Genomic DNA, 18,397 nt, shown 5'->3' with positions numbered 1-18,397 from the left:
AATTGAAAGAAAATGAAAAATACATATTTCAAATTGTTATTAATCCTCATTAGTATCTCATTATTTAATTGTACTGATTTGGAAGAAGAACCAGTAGGAATTCTGGCTCCTGAAGGATTTTATAAATCTCCTGAAGATGTCCAAGCAACAATCTTTGGTGCATATGGCTTAATGGCAGCAGAAACAATGTTTGGTAGAAAATATTCTTTATCCATTCAGTTGAGAGGTGATTTGGCAGATATTGGAAACAGGGGCACACCAGCCCGAAGGCAACAAGTAAATGATTTTGACATGGACGCCAATAATGGTATGACAACCGTTTTCTGGCCTGAAATGTACAAAACAGTAAGTGCTGTAAATTCTGCAATAAGCGGGGTGGATCAAATTGAAGCTGAGGAAGGTGTGAAAAAAGCTCTTGAAGGTGAAGCCAGATTTATCAGGGCATTTATTTATTATCACCTGGTCAGGTCTTTTGGTGAGGTGCCTTATTTAGATTTCCCAGTAAGCGATCCTGAATCTGTAAAATCCATTTCTAAAACTTCAGTAGATGATCTTTATGGTTATATAATTGAAGATCTGGAATTTGCAAAACTACATTTACCAGAAACTCAACCAGAAAATGTAAGAAGCAGAGCTACCAAGGGAACAGCTGCTTCTTATCTGGCTTCTGTTCACCTCACTTTGGGAAACTGGCCACAAGCTGCTGCTGAAGCTAAATATGTTATCAATAATAAAGATTTATTTGGTTACAATTTAGAGGCTGATTATCAGGATATTTTTAGGGCTGAAAATGCTGATGCCTTAAAAGAAACAATTTTTTCTTCTGATTTTATTGGACAGATTGGTGCTTACCCTGCTAATGTTGATTACATGGGTGCACTCACAGGAATTACAGGAGGGGATATGCAGGGTTGGAGTGTAAGTGTGCCTGCTTTTTCGGTATATGAAACCTGGGATGACAGAGATTATAGGAAAATAGTGAGTTTTGATGATTCTACCGCCTTTAACGGAGTACAAATTCCCTACACAGAATTTGCTACAGTTCAAAGACCCCATATTGCTAAATGGACAAGATACCCGGGATTAGCAGTTGGAAGTGTAGCTGATACGGATCACAACTACATTCTCATGAGATATGCAGAAGTGCTGTTTATAGCTGCTGAGGCCATCGCTGAAGAAAATGGCGGACCCAATGCTGAATCTATTGGTTACTTAAATGAAATAAGAGCCAGAGCCAGAAATTGGGGAGGAACTCAGGTGGATTTTCCAGCCGATTTAAAAATATCGGATTTTACAGGAAAAGAAGATTTTATTGATGCTGTATTAGAAGATAGAAAATGGGAACTTTCATTTGAATTTAAAAGATGGTTCGATATTAAAAGGAGGAATTTAGGAGATAAAGTATTTAAAGGACCTGATTCACTGGAGCCTCATGAAAACTTTGATGCTTCCAGAGATTATTTATTCCCCTTACCAGGTGATGAGCTGGATAGAAATACCAATTTAAAACCACAAAATCCTGGCTACTAGTGCGACTGACTGAATGTCTGTCCTACCGAAATAAGGGAGGTATATTATTGGGTTAATAAGCTGATTATCAACCCCAAACCTCAATTACTTATTTAAGGTCTATGGCACCAGGTTTTTATTTCTTCTTAATTTATTTAATTATACATCCAAAATCGAAAGCAAGTCTGTTACAGGCTTGCTTTTATATTAACCCCTATTAAATTGAAAAACTTTACTATATTAATTTTGATTTTATCCTTCATATTAACTTCTTTTTCCAGCAATAAGAAATACAAAACCATTTCCCAAAACGAGCTTAGAGATAAAATTCATGCGTATTGGCTTGGCCAGTTAGTGGGAAATTATGTCGGTTTCCCATTTGAGAATGTATATGTGGAAGAACCAATTCCAATCCTTATTGACAGGTATTACACCTTTGAAGATTATGATCCAGTGAATTTAAAAATGAATATTAATGACCGAAGGGCTTTTACCACCATTATGGCCGGAGCTATGGATGGAGCCTGGAGTGATGACGATTCCGATATAGAATTTGTGACCCTCCATGCAGTAGAAAAATACGGATTAGATCTGAATTATGCGGAAATTACTGAAATGTGGAAAAAACATATAAACCGGTTCATTTGGGGCGCCAACCGTAAAGCTCGTGATTTGATGGATGAAGGGATGTTACCTCCAGCTACAGGAAGTAAGGCAAATAATCCGTATTGGTACAGATTAACTTCCCAGTTAGTCAATGAAATTTGGAGTGTTTTTTATCCAGGAATGACTAAAAAGGCTGTAACCCGGGCAGAATGGGGAGCCAAAATTATGTGCGATGATTGGGCTGTTGATGCTACAAAAGCCTTTGCGGTAATGTACAGCGAAGCTTTTTTTGAAAAGGATGTGCACAAATTAGTGGAAATGGCTGCAGAAGCTTTACCATCAGAGAGCCCCTATAAAAAAGGAATGCTGGATGTAATCAAATGGCATAAGGAAAATTCTGATTGGCGGGATACCAGAAAACTTATTCATCAGCATTATTTTGAGAAAATTGGTGATTTTAAAGTGCCTGACCCCTATTTATCTTCTATAGTAAATGGTCTGTGCGGAGTAATGGCCATTTTGTATGGAGATGGGGATTTTACCAAGACTGTGGGGATTGCGGTAAGTGCAGGATACGATTGCGATAATCAGGCGGCAACTTGTGGAGGACTAATTGGTATAATTAATGGAACAGCCGGTATTCCAGAAAATTTGCTTTTGGAAATGGATCCCAGAAAAAAATGGGACGTACCATTTAATGATATTTACATCAATTATTCCCGGGATAATTTACCAAACTATAATACCATCAGTGACATCATTGACCGGATATTGAAAATATCTGAACAATGTATAGCCGAAAATGGTGGAAGTAAAAAGGTGATAAATAATGAAGTATTTTATGAAATTCCAATCACTAATTAATGATTGATAGCAACATAATTATGATCACATTAAATTTTAATACCTCAAAATATATTAAGACATTAATTTCCTTCATCATTCTGCCAAGCTGTATGTTATTTTTTTTTAATTGTACCCATAACAAGCAACAAGAGCAGGAGAAAAATCACCTGAACCACACCCAAAAGGCTGAACCTGAATTGGCTGAAAATTGGTGGCAGATCGCTGGTGTGCCTGATATTGGTGAATATAATCATGATAAAATGGAACCTGTGGACTTTGCCATTTGGCAGGCAGCAGATGGTACATGGCAATTGGTTTCCTGCATTAGATATTGTGGGAAAGAGGCTGATTTCCGTGTACTTCACCGCTGGGAAGGTAAAACGCTCACCTCCACCAATTGGGAACCAAAAGGTATTTTTATGGTTGCTGATTCCACCCTGGGTGAAGAACACGGCTGGATACAAGCGCCATATGTTGTTAAAAAAGATGGAAAATTTAAATTTTACTATGGGGGTGGAGGACAAATTTGCATGGCAGAAAGTACAGATGGGAAAATATTCGAAAGAATAATCAATGCCGATGGCAAAACCAGCCTATTCAGAAGTGAAGAATATGATCGTGCCAGAGATATAATGATTATGAATTATAAGGATACCTATTTTGGATATTATACTGGAAGTGTGAGTTACAGTTGGCCTGATAGTACCAAGGGAGCTGTTTTTTGCAGAAAATCTGCTGACCTGAAAAACTGGGGAGAAGAAATAAAAGTATCTGAAACAGAAGAAGATGTAGTGGCATTTTTATCCTCAGAATGCCCGCAGGTGATTCACAAAAACGGAAAATTTTTCCTGTTTAAAACCCAGGAATATAAACCTGGTTTTCAAAGAACCACTATTTTTTGTTCGGATGATCCTTTGGATTTTGGAGTGAATACTGATGAATTGAAATTAAAAACTATTCCGGTTGCAGCTCCGGAAATAATAAACCATGAAAATAAATATTATGTGGCAGCTCTTATGCCAGATTTAAAAGGAATTAGGATTACTGAATTATCTTGGAAAGAAGATCAGCAATTATAGATGAACCTGAGCTTATAAACCTGTAAATTGACAAAACAGATTTTAATTTTAAGGCTTCTTTACTAATTTCAAGGGGAAATTTATCCCTACATTTTTTCTACTAAAATTGAAAATTAAAACTATTAAAAATGAAAAAACAATTACTTAACGTCTTTAGCTTATCTCTTTTACTTTTATCTTATTTTGTCTCTAATATCGCTTATAGCCAGGAGCAAAATGCCTCTAACAAATGGGAAAAAGCTATTCAGAATTTTGAAGAAAAGGACGCACAGAAAATGCCCGAACCCGGGAAAATTTTGTTCATTGGGAGTTCCTCAATTACGATTTGGAAGGATATAGAAGAATATTTCCCCGGAAAAAAAATCTTAAACCGTGGCTTTGGAGGATCTCAAACCAGTGACATTTTAACATTTAAGGAGCGCCTTATTTTACCCTACAAACCCAGCCAGGTGGTGATTTATGTGGGAGAAAATGACATTGCAGCTAATAAATCTCCAAAGGAAGCAGCCAAAGACGGGAAGACTTTAATTAAATGGATTCTTAAGCATTTTCCTGAGTCTTCAGTGGCTTATATTTCTCTAAAACCAAGTTTAAAAAGGTGGGAACTCAAAGATAAGATGCAGGAAACCAATACAAAAATGAGCAAATACGCCAGTAAAAAAAGTCAGGTAGATTTTATAAATATCTGGGATGTGATGCTTGGGGAAAATGGAGAACCTTTGCCTAATATTTTCCTTAAGGATGGACTTCACATGAATGAAAACGGTTATGCCCTTTGGAAGAAAGAAATTGAGGATTATTTGAGATAAATTCTTTGCTAGTCCCCTACCCTGGTTCTTCTTAAAAGCTTCGGGTAACTTTATTAAAAAAATAGCTCTTTCCCATTGAAGGAAAAGAGCTATTTTTTTAAATTTTGAATTTGTCAATTACTTTGTGATGCTTTCCAATTTCCCGTCTAAAACCCAACTTTTGGCTTCTTCTTCATCACCGAAATATCTGGTTGGTGAAGCATTCGTATCAGTTTCTTCAGCAAATTGCTCTATGGCTAACTGAGCAATAAATTCTTCGGGCATTACAAAAGCATGACGGGTGTAGTATCCTTTTTCACATAGAGGTTTTGTAATATTTTCTACGGTCCAATCCTGTAACTCAGGGGTCATTGGTAAGGCAAATGCTTTCAGGTTGGTAAGGGCAAATCTTATTTTGTGGTCCTCTGCCAGGTTCTTCCAATCCAGTAATAGTTCTTTAAAACCCTCCTTTGAAAGGTTCTCGGTCTTTTGGGTCCACACATCAATTAAAAGTGCATTTTTTTCATCAAAAAATACTTCCACAAACTGGTTTTTGTAAATAGTCTTCATATAGTAATTAAAGGTTTAATTTTATTTTTGGAGGAAAACGACTGCGTTCCCGGAAAGTTGTTTGATTTTTTCTGAGTTCCACAGATCATCATTATGGATTGATGAAATAAAAACGGCAGTTTTAACCGGTTTTTATGTTCCAGATTCTTTCCTGGATGGCTTCAAAAAATTAACAATTAGTTCATTCCATCTGGATTAAAAAAATTTAGATTTTTCGTTAAAATACCTTGAAAAACAGGATTTATAAAAATCCCTACAGAACCAAAATTTATTTAATTGTGCGGCCATTTTTGGGTAAAAAATTCTCTATAAGAAAACAACTTTTAACCGGATTTCTGTCCTTAACTTTTTTGTTGTTGTCAATCACCATTACCTCATTAATATTCCTTAAAAATTCCGATGAGTTAAGAGATGTAAAAGAGGTTATTTCTATTGCTGAATTGGATATGATACGATTGCTTAATTTTCAGTTTAGCTTTCTGGAAAAGGAAATGGTAGATGACGAATTGTATAAAAACGGAAGCACGCCTCTACTTGAAAAGCAAAGTGTATTATACCAGAAAATAAAGTTGGAACTCAACATATTGATGGGTGAAAAAGTACTTGAAAATTTTCAGGTTGGCCATGAACTTACCCTTATAAATTCCAGGCTGGAAGAAATGAATAGTTACTTTCATGAATTGGTGAGCCTTCAGCAAAAAAGAGGTTTTAAGAATTGGGGACTGGAAGGGGAAATGCGGAGCTATGCCCATTCACTTGAAAGGAATGCAGTAGTTCCACTCAACGACCTTCTCATGCTAAGAAGGCACGAAAAGGATTACTTCTTAAGGGAAAATGTTGAATATGTAAATAAGGTAAATGAACTTAGTAAGGCCATTCAACAAAAGTTGAAAAATTCTGGCCACCAGGAAGCTTTAACCACACTGGAAAAATATACCATTACCTTCAATAAAATAGTGGCCATTGAAAAGGAAATGGGGGATTTGTACCATAGTGGAGTGAAAGATAAACTAAATATGGTATCCGAAGAAATCCAGGATCTACTGGCTTTGGTAAACCAAAATGCAGCTGCCTATGAAAGGTTTGCCACAGAAAGAATCCGTTTTATTTATTTTATCTCTGTGATTCTTTCTGCGATAATGAGTTTTCTGATAAGCATAATGACAGCCAATAAAATAGCCAAACCCATTAAGATTCTCACAGCTGAGATAAAACAAATTATTCAAAGCGAAAACTTTATCCGAAAAGATTTAAAACTCAAAAATGCTTCTTCTGAAGTCAATGAACTATCGCTTTATTTCCGGAAATTAATTGAAAAAGTAGAGAGTCAGTTAAATGAAATAAACCATAAAAATCACGACCTGGAAAGGAGTTTTAAAGAATTACAACAGGTAAATCTTGAATTGGATCAGTTTGTCTACAGCGCTTCCCATGATCTTAAGGCACCCATCACTTCTGCCCTCGGACTTATCCAGATTTATAAGCTGGAAAACGATGAAAATCAAAAGGAAAAATATCTTGAAATGCTTTCAGGAAGTTTGCTCAAGCTAAAAGCATTTATAGAGGATGTAGTTACCCTGACTAAAAATGTTAGGACTTCTCTGAATATAGAAAAAGTATCCCTTACTGAAATCATTGAGGAAATATTCGACCAGCAAAAATTTGGTGCTTATTCTCAAAAGGTGGAAAAAGTTATTGAAATGGAGGGTAACTTTCCGGTCTTTCAGGATAAAAGAAGGCTGTTTATTATTTTTAATAACCTCATCTCTAATGCTATTAAATATGTAAAAAAGGATCAGGATTTTGTACTTATAAAAATTTCCATCCAAATCAATCCGGAAACCATCAAATTCACTATTTCAGATAATGGAATTGGCATCCGCCCGGAACACCAGGAAAAAGTTTTTGAAATGTTTTACAGAGCTACAAGTGATAATCCTGGTTCAGGACTTGGGTTATACATTGTGAAAGAAACCGTCAAAAAAATTGACGGTAACATTCACATGGAGTCGATCTTTGGAAATGGCACGACCTTTAAATTAGACTTTCCAAATTACCCTGGTCCATTTGAGGAAAACCCTTTAACCATTTCACATGAACAAATAGAGCCGGTCGTGTCATAAATTACAGGCAAACCAGACTCAGGCAATAAAATTGATGAATTCAATCTATAACTTAATCCAGGTATTGGTGACATTGTGTTTCCCTTCCAAAACTATTTTATAGATTTCAGAGGGCATTTTTGATACATCCAAAATAACTTTTCCATCTCCTGACCTGACCGTTTTCATCAATTCATAGGTATCCTTATTGCCTTTGGTAAAGTTATTTGTAGTGCTTACATAGATTTTTAATTGCTCATTTTTCTGAAAAGACTTCCATCGTAGGTCTATTTTTCCCTCCTCATAAGTCGCATCCGCACCAGCTACTGATAAAGGACCGGTAATTGAGACACCATCAATTTCATAAGCTTGATCTTTGCCGGGATTAAGCTTTAGGCTTCTCATCATGGCAGGCATAATATCCACAATTCCAGGAGTTTCCTTTTCAAAATAGCTATTTAATTTTTGGGCGTTGGTTACAATCCAGGTAGAACGTTCTCTATCAGACTGCCCTCCGTGATGTTTACCAGTCTTCTCATCCCGGCCATGGTCGGTGGTAATATATATTTCCCAGTTTTCTTGAAACTTTGCAGCTCTATAATCCATGGCTTCCTTCAATTTGCCAATTTGATTATCCACTATCCTGATGGCATTATCGAACTGCTCACTGTCTCCGAATTTGTGGCCAATGTCATCAGTATACTCCAAATAAACCCAGGATAAGTCGGGTGCATCCTTTTTTATACTTTCCACGGCCTTTTCAATAACCAGTTCATCTATGTGATGAATAAATAACCTTTCCTTGTCATGTGGAAATTGGACTGTATCCAGTTCATATCCATCATAGGCAATATCTACTTTTACGTGGTTGGTTTGCTCAAGCCCCTCTCCTATTAGTTTGGTTCGGTTGTCCAGCCAGGTAGAATAAATAGCTGTTTTTAGTTCAGGTTTTTGTGCTTTAGCGAACCTGAAAATGGTCCAGTAATTATAGTTTGGATCTTTTATTCCATTTCCAAAAACATTATGTTTATTCACCCAGGTTCCCGTTAACAGGCTGTTATACCCTACAGCCGAAATTGTAGGTGTCTCAGAATATCCACCTTTTTTCCCTCCTACATAGGCTCTGGAATAACCACCAATTGCTGCCAGCTCATCCAGATGTGGTGTTTCTATTTTTTCCAAGGCATCAGCAGAGATTCCATCTGCAATCACAAAAATCACCTTGGTTTTAGGTTGCTGAGCAAAGGAAATGAATGCCAGAAACAATATGGTTAGTGTTGAAAAAGTCTTTTTCATGATTCTTATTTTAAGTAATTCTATTAAAATTCCGGGTGAAATTTCGCCTCACTTGTTTGATTATAAGTAGGTTTAGCCCAAAGGCATCCCGGAAACCTTTTATCCTGTATTTTCAATCTACAAAGATTTAAAAAACAAAAATAGAATGGTAGGTGGAAACACCTACCATTCAGGGCCAGGCAAAACTCAACTAAAACAAATTAAATTGGGAAAATGGAAGCCTACAGCTACTTATTCGTATCAGGTACTTCCAGAAAATTCTCCCATTAAACCGGCAGCGGTTCGCTATAATTAATCCCATCCAAAAATCTGGGTCAGATTCGGGTTTATGGTTACCTGAGTACTAGGAATTGGTCGGTAGTAATGCTTTGGTTCTTCAAAAGTTCCTCTTTCAGCTACCGTCTGAATAGTACCAGATGTTCCGTTTTCTAAATAAACTGAAGCATCATCTCCTTGTACCCCAACTCTGTAGTAAATCAGTTTTTCTCCCAACGCATTGGTTTCTTTATCATCACCTTCAGGGATCACCTCTGAGTTTGGTATTAAAATAATGTCCTCGATATCATCTCCGGTAAGGTCATATTTACCCAAACCTGGGAAATACAAACCTTCTGGTTCTGCTTCAAGCAATTTACCCGCATTCCACCGCATTAAATCATCCTGTCTAAATCCTTCCAATGCCAATTCAATTCTTCTTTCTCTCCTGATTTCCAGCAACTCTTTCCAATTGGGAGATGCTCCCTGAACATTCGGATAACGTTTTTCCTGAACAGGATCAACTGCAGGGTTCATGCTTAAAACCGGCATTCCAACTCTAAACCTTATGGCATTTACAGTCATATCCAGATCAGCCTGAGTCAATTGGCCCAATTCTGCTTTTGCTTCTGCATAGGTTAATAATACCTCAGCATATCTCAAAACCGGAATATCAAGACTATTGGAAACTGTAATATCAGGATTGTTGACAAAGCCCTTTATTTGATGATATCCTGAGAAGTTTTTCTGTAATTGTTGCACGTATGTACCTCCACCCTGCGAGTAAGTTCCTGTATTTATTAATACAAAACCTGGAAAAGCATAGGTCTGGCTCAACCTCGGGTCCCTGTTTTCAAATTCCTCTACAAAAAGCTTAGTTTCATAATTCTCCTGGTTTGTATAATAACTTCCATCCGCCATCAGATAACTCTGAACCAAATCTTTAGAAGGACTTACTTCATAATTACCGAAAACTGTCTGGGAAAACCCACTGTTCAACACATCATTTTTATGTACTTTTTGAAAGATAATTTCCGGGTTGCCAGCCAGTGATGTACTCACAAACAGACTATGGTAATCTGAATTAATTTCTCCGGTGGAAAACAAATTAAAGCCTCCGTTTTCCATTACGTCCATAGCCATATTCCGGGCAATCTCAATAAATTTATCGGCAGTTCCCTGTAATTGTAATTCACTATGGTATTTTCTGTAAGTACCTTCATACAAAGCATGTCTGGCCATATAAGTTTTCACTACCCACTGATTTACCTCCCCAGTTCTACTGCTGGTTCTTACATGTTCAGCTGCAAATTGATAATCTTCAAATACTTTTTCCACAACCATTTCACGTGAATCCCTTCCTTTGTACAACAATTCCGTATCTGCAGTTCCAAGCGCGACATCATACCAGGGTACATCCGAATATCTCGATACCATATTCATATAAAACATCGCCCTGAAAAACCTTCCAATGCCTTCGTAGTGAAGTTTAACTTCCTCACTTACCTGCGCTCCTTCTATGTTCTCCAGGAACAGGTTAATACTTCTCAGGTTTCCCCAGTTCCATCCTCCGGTTATGCTGGCAGAATTTGCAGATCCTGTCATGATGGTTTTTAGTTCGGTGTTACCGGTGGTAGTCGCATTATCGGTGGCTCTGTCAGAATTGTACTTATCAAATCCGGGAAATACAGAATAAAAATTGTTGGAGTAAATCGAAAGGTCTTCCTCAGTATTGAAAAAGTTATCAGTTCCAATTTCCGTTTCTGGAAGTTTTTCCAAAAAGTCATCATTACATGCTACCCCAAATCCGGTAAGCATGAATAAAAGCAAAATTTTATTTATAGTTTTCATTATTTCTTTGAATTTGTGCTTTTTAGAAAGTTACATTTAGGCCAATGGCATATCTTCTCATATATGGATAAGCATATCCCTTACCGTCCTCTCTGTAGGCAGGATTCAATCCGGGGTTGTAATTGATATTATCGTTAATCGCCTCAGGATCAAAATACTTTTTAATGGCTGACCACTCGGCCAAATTTTCTCCACTTACATATACCCTAAGTCGCTGGACACGGATTTTTTCGGTAAGCAATTGTGGAAGGGTATAACCGATAGTTAAGTTTTTCAACCGCAGATAAGCCGCATTCAACTGGTATCTGGTCTGGGGAATAGCCAGGCCTTTGCTCTCATTAATTCTTTCCCCTAGGTTTCTGTCCGCCAGCCAGGATTGAAGCACTGGGTATTCCGAATCTAAATTCTGATCGGCCAATCCTGCATCGATATAAGCCTGAGAATGTTTAGCCCTTTCTGCTTCGCTGTCAGCTGTAGGCCGGTAATAATCTAAAGTATGGGTATAACCACCAGCATATGGTTGTTGATAAAAACCCCAATACAGATAATCAAGAGGATAATAATCCTTTTTACCTAAGCCCTGGAAGAAGATACTGAAATCAAATCCATTCCAGTCCGCTCCAAGGTTTAAACCATATCGAATTCTTGGAGCAAAACTTCCAATTTTTGAAAGGTCTTTGGTATCATCCAGTGTCAATCCTTTTTCAATTACCCCATCATTGTTCAGGTCTTTATATTTTGGCCATCCGGGTACTATACTCAAAGCTCCCCATGGAATTAAGCTTGATTCATCCAGATTGGCAATTTCATCTTCACTCTGGAAAAATCCATCACTTTGTAATCCCCAGATTTCTCCCAATTCCATTCCCTCATAAAACTGGGTCAGGTTTTTATTGGGATTATCAAATTTGGTAATGGTAGATTTGTTATCCGATAAAATAAACCTTGCATTAAAATTAAGCGGCTTACTTCCCAGTGTAAATTGATTAATATAGGCTACTGAAAGTTCCCATCCTTTTGTTTGTAAATCCCCCGCATTTTCCTTGGGTGCACTTGCTCCCAAAACACCTGGTAATTCTTTGCCGGGAATTAACATGCCAATGGTGTTTCGTTCATATATATCAAATGTGGCAGAAACTTTATTTTGAAAGAAACCAAAATCTACCCCAAAATTAATTGTGGAAACTTCTTCCCAGGTATAATTCTCGGAAACCAGCCCCGGAGGAGTCACCATTAATGGCCGCTCATCATCAAACATAATTCCGGATTGTTGCGCATTCATTGTTGGAATGTAGCCATATTCACTAACACCCGACTGATTTCCCAACGAACCATAGGAAGCCCTCAATTTAAATGAACTCACTGCAGGAGTTAGAGGCTGAAAGAAGTTTTCCTGATCAACCCTCCAGGCTACAGAAGCAGATGGGAAAAACCCAAATCTTTTGTCCTTTGGAAATTTAGAAGACCCATCATAACGTCCGTTGAACTCTACAATATACTTGTCATTAAAAATATAATTCAATCGATAAAAGGCCCCTCTAATCGCCCATTCTCTAATATATTCCTCTACCTGCATATCTCCCGTGGCTAATTCAATGGAAGGTAATGAAGGGGAAATTACATTTAACCTCGAAGACCTTGTCCAGTCCTGTCTGTAATTTTCCTGATTGTAACCGACAATAGCAGTGACAAAGTGTTTCCCAAAATAATTATTGAAAGTAGCATAAGCATTGAAAACGTAATAATTCTCGAATTCAGCACTTCTTCTCGCCCAATTGCTGCCTACTTCCCTGATGTCTTCAGGACCATATCCTACCTTATATTTTTTGGTGTTTTCTTTCGTATTATAGGCTCCTCTTCTGTAAGTAAAATCCGCATTTATTCTAAAGACATCTTCCCAGAAGGAAAACTGAGTGGTAAATTGGGATTGCAGGCTGTTGTAATCTTGTTTATAATCACCACCTTCTGTTAATTTAGCAGCTTCTCTACCCACAGCAGAGTTTGCCCAGGTACCATCAGGATTTTTGTCCCAGGAAGTAGGAAAGAAATTATAAAGTTCCCAAATGGAAAGTTCGTAAGGTTTCACTCTCTGGGTAGAAGTTAATAAAGTATTATTCCCCAGAGTAAACCATTTGGTTGGACTAAAATTCACCTTACTTCTCACACTAAATCTATCGAAATAATCATCTGCAATTTTAAGGGCTCCATTTTGCTTATTATAATTTCCGGAAAGGTAAAAATCTGCTTTCTCTGAAGCTCCACTTAAAGCCAATTGGTGATTTTGTGATACAGAAAAATCATCCAGAAAGTATTGTGTCCAGTCCTGGTTGCCCATATATTCATACTGTGATTCATCATTAGGATTTAACCTAACACCCGGAACACCTGAAGGGTTATCCGATCTTTCTTTGGCCCATTTATAAAATTCATCACTGTAATTCACATTATCCCAGGGCGTATTATCTGTTGAGGTTTCCAAAACCCTGGAGAAAATATAGGGATCGGTAATTTTCTCAGGCAGAACTGTAGGTTTGTCCCAGGAGAAATTATTGGAGTAGGAAATTTGCATCTTGTCCCCCCTACCCTTTTTTGTTGTAATGATGATTACCCCATAAGCAGCTCTCGCTCCATAAATGGCTGCGGAGGAAGCATCTTTGAGTACGGAAATTTTTTCTACATCCTGAGGGGAAATTCTGTTTAATTCCAGTGGATCGGAAGGAACACCATCTATAAGAATCAAAGGATCACCACCATTGATAGAGGTAATTCCTCTTATGTTAATTTTGGCGGCTTCACCCGGTTCCCCACTCAGAAAATCTATATTAAGGTTAGGTACTGTTCCTTGTAAACCCTGTGCAAGGTTGGATATTGGCCGGTTTTCTATTGTTTTGGGGTCAAGCTGGTCTACCGCTCCGGATAGATTTGCTTTTTTCTGAGTTCCGTAGCCCACTACCACCACTTCATTTATTTCTAATGCATCTGGCTTAAGGCTTACGTTGATAGCTGTTTGACTGCCCACAAGAATTTCCTGGGCTTGCATACCAATAAAGGAATAAACCAAAACAGTTTCTTCGGAAGGCACATTTAGTTGATAACTACCATTTACATCGGTAACAGTTCCCAGTGTTGAGCCTTTTATCAACACACTAACACCGGGCAATGGAAAGTCAGTATCATCCACTACTTTTCCTGAAATAGTGGTTTGGGCATTTGCTGAAACACTTATCAGGCAATACCATAACAGTATTGCCATAGTTCCAAAAAGTTTTTTCATCATTAAGTAGATTTTTTTTCGATACTTTAAAAATTTGAAGTAAGTACCAGTACTTTTTAAGTATTGAGTGACTCAATATCAAGTAGTTATGGCACATAAAAAGGTTGTTATTTTTACCTTTTAATTAATCACCCAAAGGTTTTCAGGTAAAATTTTGCTACCAGGCCTGGAACTCAAGTACGCTATTATAATGAGCTGAAAATATTCAGCGTACCTGATTACTGGTATCCAAAAAATCAGTCGGTTATTGGCTGCAGCTTTCATTGATATCTTTCGGCAAAGTTGATCAACTTAAATCAACTGAATGTGAACAATGGTTTGTTTATTTATTAAATGAATGTTCAATCAATTTTTATTAGGAAAAAAAATTATTCTGATTTATCTTGCATTATCATGGGAAGAAAAAGTATATCCATCATCAGAAGGCAGCAAATAATAGAAGCCTTTTATGAAGTTGCCAAAATAGAAGGATTGGAAAATACATCAATCGCAAAAATTGCCAAAAAGATGTCAATTAATCCTAGTTTAATTATTCATTATTTTAAAAACAGGGAAGAATTAATCTTTGGATTAATAGAATTTAATCTTGAAAAATACAGTCAAATCTATCAGGAACAGGATTTTTCAGGTAAGAACCCCTTGGTGGCCCTACTCAGTCTATTGGACAGGTTATTTTCAAAAGGATGGAATTATTTATACGATGACAGCGTGTATTACAGTTGTTACGCATTAATTTTCCGGGATCAGAAAATTAAAAACAAGTACCGTGAACTTCATGATTCCTTACGAAATATGCTTTCCGAAGCCATTCAAAAATGTATTGAGGAAGGATCTGTTGAATTGGAAAATGCAAAACAGACTGCAGAACTCATATTCATTATGGTGGAAGGAGCCTATTACTATTTAGGTATGGTTGATAGTGAAAGTGAATATGATGAGAAAATGGAAAATTATAAAAAACAGGCCATTAATTTGTTAAAAATTACTGACTCTACGCCTATTTCTAATCACGTTTAAAACAGCAAACAGCCCGATAAGCATCCAGATAAAATTGAGAAAAAAGGTGGGTCCATCACTCAGGTGAATGGCATTGATCACCAAACATAACCCACCTATAACATTCATGGCCTGATAAGTAATGCTCTGTGATTTTAATTTATTTATGCTCAATAGAAAGTAGGAAAGAATGTACACAATTGTCCCTATCCAGCCAATTATTTCAAAGATCATGGAGATTAAGTTTTAATTCTAATATTGAAGAGGTTTAATTTTATTTCTTTTAGCTTAAAAGATCACTTCATTCAAAAATAGAATTAAAAACCCGTACTATGCAGACTTTCAAATAATAATGCTCTCCTCCAGATAAGATTTAAATTCCATGATGTCAGGAATTTCGAGATTTTCCACTTTTGCCCTATCATCCCATTTCCTCAACAACACCGCTTCTCTAAAGAATTCGTTTTCCTCAAAAAGTTCTTTTTCCAACGATGAAAACCGACCTCCCTGTAGCTCAAGGCTATTTTTTGAAGCCGGGGATAGAAAATCGAAATATTGCTGATCCACTGTGCAAATATACCGTTTGGCATCCACATGTAACCTTATAGGTTCTAACACCGCAGGAGGATAAATTCTCTTTAGAAAATCGACAGCTATTTGTTCATGTTCCAGATCCACCTCCCGGAAATCTGGTAATTCCTCTTCTTTTCCGGTAACTAAGTGGCCAATATCGTGAAGCAAAGCTGCAGTTATTAAACTGGCATTTCCTGCTTCTTTTTTGGCTAAAACTGCAGTTTGGATTCCATGTTCGTATTGTGTAATTATTTCATCGAGATGCAAACTACCTACAGATTTCAGAAACTGGCACAAAGCTCCGGCAATTTCGGCTTTGTCTTTGGAATAGGTTACTATCTCATTAATTTTCTCAAAATCGAATTGCTCCATAATAGCTAAAATTTGAATCAGATTTTTGAATTGGTATTGTTTAGAAATAATCTATTAGGCGGCAAAATTTGTTTGGGTATCCCCGGCCCTTTCATGAAAACCTCCAACCATGCCCCACCACCATGGTTAAAATAATCAACTTTAATTTTATGCTTTCCCGGCTTTAATTCGATTGCTCCACTACTTTCAATTACTCCATGCTGCCCACCATTATCCACAATTTTCTTATCATTAATGTATAAAATACTGCCATCATCCGAATAAGTATAGAAGGTATATTTCCCTTCCTTATCTATGGATATCCAGCTTTCAAATGTCATGGCAAATTGCCCCGGATTACCTTCAACATAAGCTTTAGGCAAAGCAAACTCAAATAATTCCCCAGATTCATGAGACTTCAAATTATCCATTTCAGGAATATTCTCCCAATCAGTTCCTTTAAATAATTGATAATTTATCCCATTTCCTTCACCTATTCTTAACACTCTGAAATAGGCTTTGCTCACCGGACTTTCTTCCCCCGTTTGTTCAAAAGCTTTGGCCTGCAATACCATTGTCTCATAGATGGAAAATGGGCCTTCATAAAGCTTGCTCTCTCTGGAAGGAATTTCCCCATTGATAGTATATCGTATTTCTAGTGTAGAATCATTACTTTCAATCCTGGCTTTCGGAATTTCATCTACAAATAATCCTCCTGCTTTGGCATACATATTGGCCGGAGGAAAAATGACCGGGGCCTGCAAAGTTTGAACAATCATTTTACTTTTTGGCTCCGGATAGCCTTCAAATGCACTTTTCACGGGTCTGCCAATCCATGCGTAGGGAGGATTTAACCCCAGTAAAAAGGCCACTGTTGCTGCATTATCATAGGTGAAAACTTCATGTTTTATGGTACTTCCTTTTTTGACTTTATTTCCATAGAGTACAAATGGAATCGTAATTTCTTCTGGTGTTTCTCCTCCATGACCGAAACCTATTCCCCCATGGTCGGAAGAAAGCACAATGACAGTATTTTCCAAAATTCCGGCATTTCCAATGGCAGTATAAACCTGTCCGATTAAAGAATCAGCCAGAGAAATGGATTCAAAATATTCCTTCGATCCATGCCCATAATGATGCCCTGCACCATCCACATGATCAAAATGGATAAAACATAAATCCGGTTTTTTGGATGCAATGTATTCCACCGCTAGTTCAGCAGTGATGACTTCTGTTTCCCCGTGTCTGTCATAATCCACAGCGCTTTTTTCATACAGACGGCCAAAACCCTCCCAATGATAAATTGTTCCAATTTCAGCTTCTGGTCTTTGTTCATGCAGCACCCCAAAAATTGTTGGGAAAATATCCTCAATTCCAGTGGATACTGGAAGCAGGGTATGTTCATCCCTCTCCCAACTATTGGAAGTTATGCCATGCTGTTCCGGACCTGCTCCCATTATCATAGAAGCCCAATTCGGGCTACTACTGGTGGGTAAAACTGCCCTGGCATTCAAGGTAGAAGCGCCATTTTTAATTAAAAAATCGATATTTGGGGTATTGGCATTCATGATGCCATTTGGACTCATACCATCTACACCAATTACAATTACGTGTTGAGCAAGTTGTCTTTTTACAGGTACCTGCGATTCTTCAACATTTTGGGGGTTTGAGCAGGAAAAAATGAACAGTCCTACTAAAATTGTGAGGATATTTTTCATAATCAGATTTAAAAAAAAATTGAGGGTTGGGAAATAAAAGCAAAAAGCCCCATGAGGGCTTTTTGTACTTAAATTATTAACAAGATTAGGGTGAAATTTTATTTAAGGTGACTCCGTATTCACCTACTCCGGTAACTCTTCCATTGGAGTAATTAAAAGTGAGACGTATTTTTACACCTTCTTTCATTACTTTAATTTTGGTTACAGGAGAGACATTAGATAACACAACATCTTCTGAAGATCCTTCTTCCCAACTCCAGAAAGCATCTTCAGTTTTAAAAAAATAATCTGCACCTTCTACTGAAAAAGTACCAGGATTGTAATCATTATCAATCCTGAATTCCACTAGTAAATCATTGAGCACAGTTGGTGTTGTGCCAAATGGTAGGGAAATATCCGAAGGTGAACTCCATTTTCCTCTAAGGGAAACAGCAGCTTCTTGTTGGGCGGTGAGTTCGATATCAAGAATATTACCCGAATTATCCTCATCACAGCCTATCAACATTCCCATAGTTATCAGGAAAAAGAATAGTTTTAATCGTTTCATATTTTAATTTTTTGATTTTTATCAATAATTTTTTTC

At 37.2% G+C, this 18,397-nt stretch carries 14 protein-coding genes; 6 read left to right on the top strand and 8 right to left on the bottom strand.

All coding sequences use genetic code 11. The features are described 5' to 3' along the window. Positions 1-12 precede the first annotated feature (12 nt). The 4 genes from A3EM_RS0118480 (at position 13) to A3EM_RS0118465 (ending at position 4,849) form a co-directional block, all read left to right on the top strand. A complete protein-coding gene (locus tag A3EM_RS0118480; protein ID WP_020529728.1) occupies positions 13-1,530 on the top strand; it encodes a RagB/SusD family nutrient uptake outer membrane protein in 1,518 nt (505 codons plus the stop codon). A 201-nt stretch (positions 1,531-1,731) separates the two neighbouring features. Beyond that, positions 1,732-2,979 (top strand): ADP-ribosylglycohydrolase family protein, encoded by a 1,248-nt coding sequence (locus A3EM_RS0118475; RefSeq protein ID WP_020529727.1) that lies wholly within the window; start codon positions 1,732-1,734, stop codon positions 2,977-2,979. Between the two features lie 92 nt (positions 2,980-3,071). Beyond that, positions 3,072-4,040, top strand: a complete 969-nt coding sequence (locus A3EM_RS0118470; protein ID WP_157637956.1) for a glycoside hydrolase family protein — start codon at positions 3,072-3,074, stop codon at positions 4,038-4,040. Positions 4,041-4,168: 128 nt separating this feature from the next. Beyond that, the gene (locus tag A3EM_RS0118465) at positions 4,169-4,849 is read left to right on the top strand and encodes a GDSL-type esterase/lipase family protein (RefSeq protein WP_020529725.1); all 681 of its coding nucleotides are present in this window, start codon (positions 4,169-4,171) and stop codon (positions 4,847-4,849) included. Between the two features lie 117 nt (positions 4,850-4,966). On the opposite strand, the gene A3EM_RS0118460 is transcribed toward A3EM_RS0118465, so the two are convergent. Beyond that, positions 4,967-5,398 (bottom strand): hypothetical protein, encoded by a 432-nt coding sequence (locus tag A3EM_RS0118460; protein WP_020529724.1) that lies wholly within the window; start codon positions 5,396-5,398, stop codon positions 4,967-4,969. 227 nt (positions 5,399-5,625) lie between these two features. On the opposite strand from A3EM_RS0118460, the gene A3EM_RS45975 reads away from it, so the two are divergent. After that, complete coding sequence (locus A3EM_RS45975; protein ID WP_020529722.1) at positions 5,626-7,521, top strand: sensor histidine kinase; 1,896 nt, start codon at positions 5,626-5,628, stop codon at positions 7,519-7,521. Between the two features lie 45 nt (positions 7,522-7,566). On the opposite strand, the gene A3EM_RS0118445 is transcribed toward A3EM_RS45975, so the two are convergent. The 3 genes from A3EM_RS0118445 to A3EM_RS0118430 form a co-directional block, all read right to left on the bottom strand. Further along, a complete protein-coding gene (locus tag A3EM_RS0118445; RefSeq protein ID WP_020529721.1) occupies positions 7,567-8,796 on the bottom strand; it encodes an alkaline phosphatase family protein in 1,230 nt (409 codons plus the stop codon). 291 nt (positions 8,797-9,087) lie between these two features. Then, positions 9,088-10,902 (bottom strand): RagB/SusD family nutrient uptake outer membrane protein, encoded by a 1,815-nt coding sequence (locus A3EM_RS0118435; protein ID WP_020529719.1) that lies wholly within the window; start codon positions 10,900-10,902, stop codon positions 9,088-9,090. A 22-nt stretch (positions 10,903-10,924) separates the two neighbouring features. Further along, positions 10,925-14,179: a SusC/RagA family TonB-linked outer membrane protein gene (locus A3EM_RS0118430; protein ID WP_020529718.1), complete on the bottom strand. Its 3,255-nt coding sequence runs from the start codon at positions 14,177-14,179 to the stop codon at positions 10,925-10,927. Between the two features lie 390 nt (positions 14,180-14,569). Here A3EM_RS0118430 and A3EM_RS0118420 point away from each other — a divergent pair, with 390 nt between their 5' ends. After that, entirely contained in the window at positions 14,570-15,193 is a 624-nt protein-coding gene (locus tag A3EM_RS0118420) for a TetR family transcriptional regulator (protein WP_044238965.1), read from the top strand. On the opposite strand, the gene A3EM_RS47615 is transcribed toward A3EM_RS0118420, so the two are convergent. The 4 genes from A3EM_RS47615 to A3EM_RS0118405 all read right to left on the bottom strand — a co-directional run bounded on the left by A3EM_RS47615 (position 15,152) and on the right by A3EM_RS0118405 (position 18,361). Beyond that, positions 15,152-15,406: a CBU_0592 family membrane protein gene (locus A3EM_RS47615; RefSeq protein WP_157637955.1), complete on the bottom strand. Its 255-nt coding sequence runs from the start codon at positions 15,404-15,406 to the stop codon at positions 15,152-15,154. The two genes, A3EM_RS0118420 and A3EM_RS47615, sit on opposite strands and share 42 nt — an antisense overlap. 108 nt (positions 15,407-15,514) lie before the next feature. Continuing rightward, complete coding sequence (locus tag A3EM_RS0118415) at positions 15,515-16,117, bottom strand: HD domain-containing protein (protein WP_020529715.1); 603 nt, start codon at positions 16,115-16,117, stop codon at positions 15,515-15,517. Between the two features lie 17 nt (positions 16,118-16,134). Beyond that, the gene (locus tag A3EM_RS0118410) at positions 16,135-17,814 is read right to left on the bottom strand and encodes an alkaline phosphatase family protein (protein ID WP_020529714.1); all 1,680 of its coding nucleotides are present in this window, start codon (positions 17,812-17,814) and stop codon (positions 16,135-16,137) included. 85 nt (positions 17,815-17,899) lie between these two features. Continuing rightward, positions 17,900-18,361, bottom strand: coding sequence for a hypothetical protein (locus A3EM_RS0118405; RefSeq protein ID WP_157637954.1), 462 nt, complete (start codon positions 18,359-18,361; stop codon positions 17,900-17,902). Between the last annotated feature and the right edge of the window lie 36 nt (positions 18,362-18,397).

This window comes from Flexithrix dorotheae DSM 6795 (assembly GCF_000379765.1).
GTDB classification, from domain to species: Bacteria; Bacteroidota; Bacteroidia; order Cytophagales; family Flammeovirgaceae; genus Flexithrix; species Flexithrix dorotheae.
The sequence above is the reverse complement of the archived record's forward strand: the minus strand, read 5'-3'. Positions and strand labels throughout refer to the sequence as shown.

Bases quoted from the DNA above. Each gene is read 5' to 3' on its own strand.
- A3EM_RS0118480 (WP_020529728.1), top strand. From the start codon at position 13: ATGAAAAATACATATTTCAAATTGTTATTAATCCTCATTAGTATCTCA.
- A3EM_RS0118470 (WP_157637956.1), top strand. From the start codon at position 3,072: ATGTTATTTTTTTTTAATTGTACCCATAACAAGCAACAAGAGCAGGAG.
- A3EM_RS0118465 (WP_020529725.1), top strand. From the start codon at position 4,169: ATGAAAAAACAATTACTTAACGTCTTTAGCTTATCTCTTTTACTTTTA.
- A3EM_RS0118460 (WP_020529724.1), bottom strand. From the start codon at position 5,398: ATGAAGACTATTTACAAAAACCAGTTTGTGGAAGTATTTTTTGATGAA.
- A3EM_RS0118445 (WP_020529721.1), bottom strand. From the start codon at position 8,796: ATGAAAAAGACTTTTTCAACACTAACCATATTGTTTCTGGCATTCATT.
- A3EM_RS0118435 (WP_020529719.1), bottom strand. From the start codon at position 10,902: ATGAAAACTATAAATAAAATTTTGCTTTTATTCATGCTTACCGGATTT.
- A3EM_RS0118430 (WP_020529718.1), bottom strand. From the start codon at position 14,179: ATGATGAAAAAACTTTTTGGAACTATGGCAATACTGTTATGGTATTGC.
- A3EM_RS0118420 (WP_044238965.1), top strand. From the start codon at position 14,570: ATGGGAAGAAAAAGTATATCCATCATCAGAAGGCAGCAAATAATAGAA.
- A3EM_RS47615 (WP_157637955.1), bottom strand. From the start codon at position 15,406: ATGATCTTTGAAATAATTGGCTGGATAGGGACAATTGTGTACATTCTT.
- A3EM_RS0118415 (WP_020529715.1), bottom strand. From the start codon at position 16,117: ATGGAGCAATTCGATTTTGAGAAAATTAATGAGATAGTAACCTATTCC.
- A3EM_RS0118410 (WP_020529714.1), bottom strand. From the start codon at position 17,814: ATGAAAAATATCCTCACAATTTTAGTAGGACTGTTCATTTTTTCCTGC.
- A3EM_RS0118405 (WP_157637954.1), bottom strand. From the start codon at position 18,361: ATGAAACGATTAAAACTATTCTTTTTCCTGATAACTATGGGAATGTTG.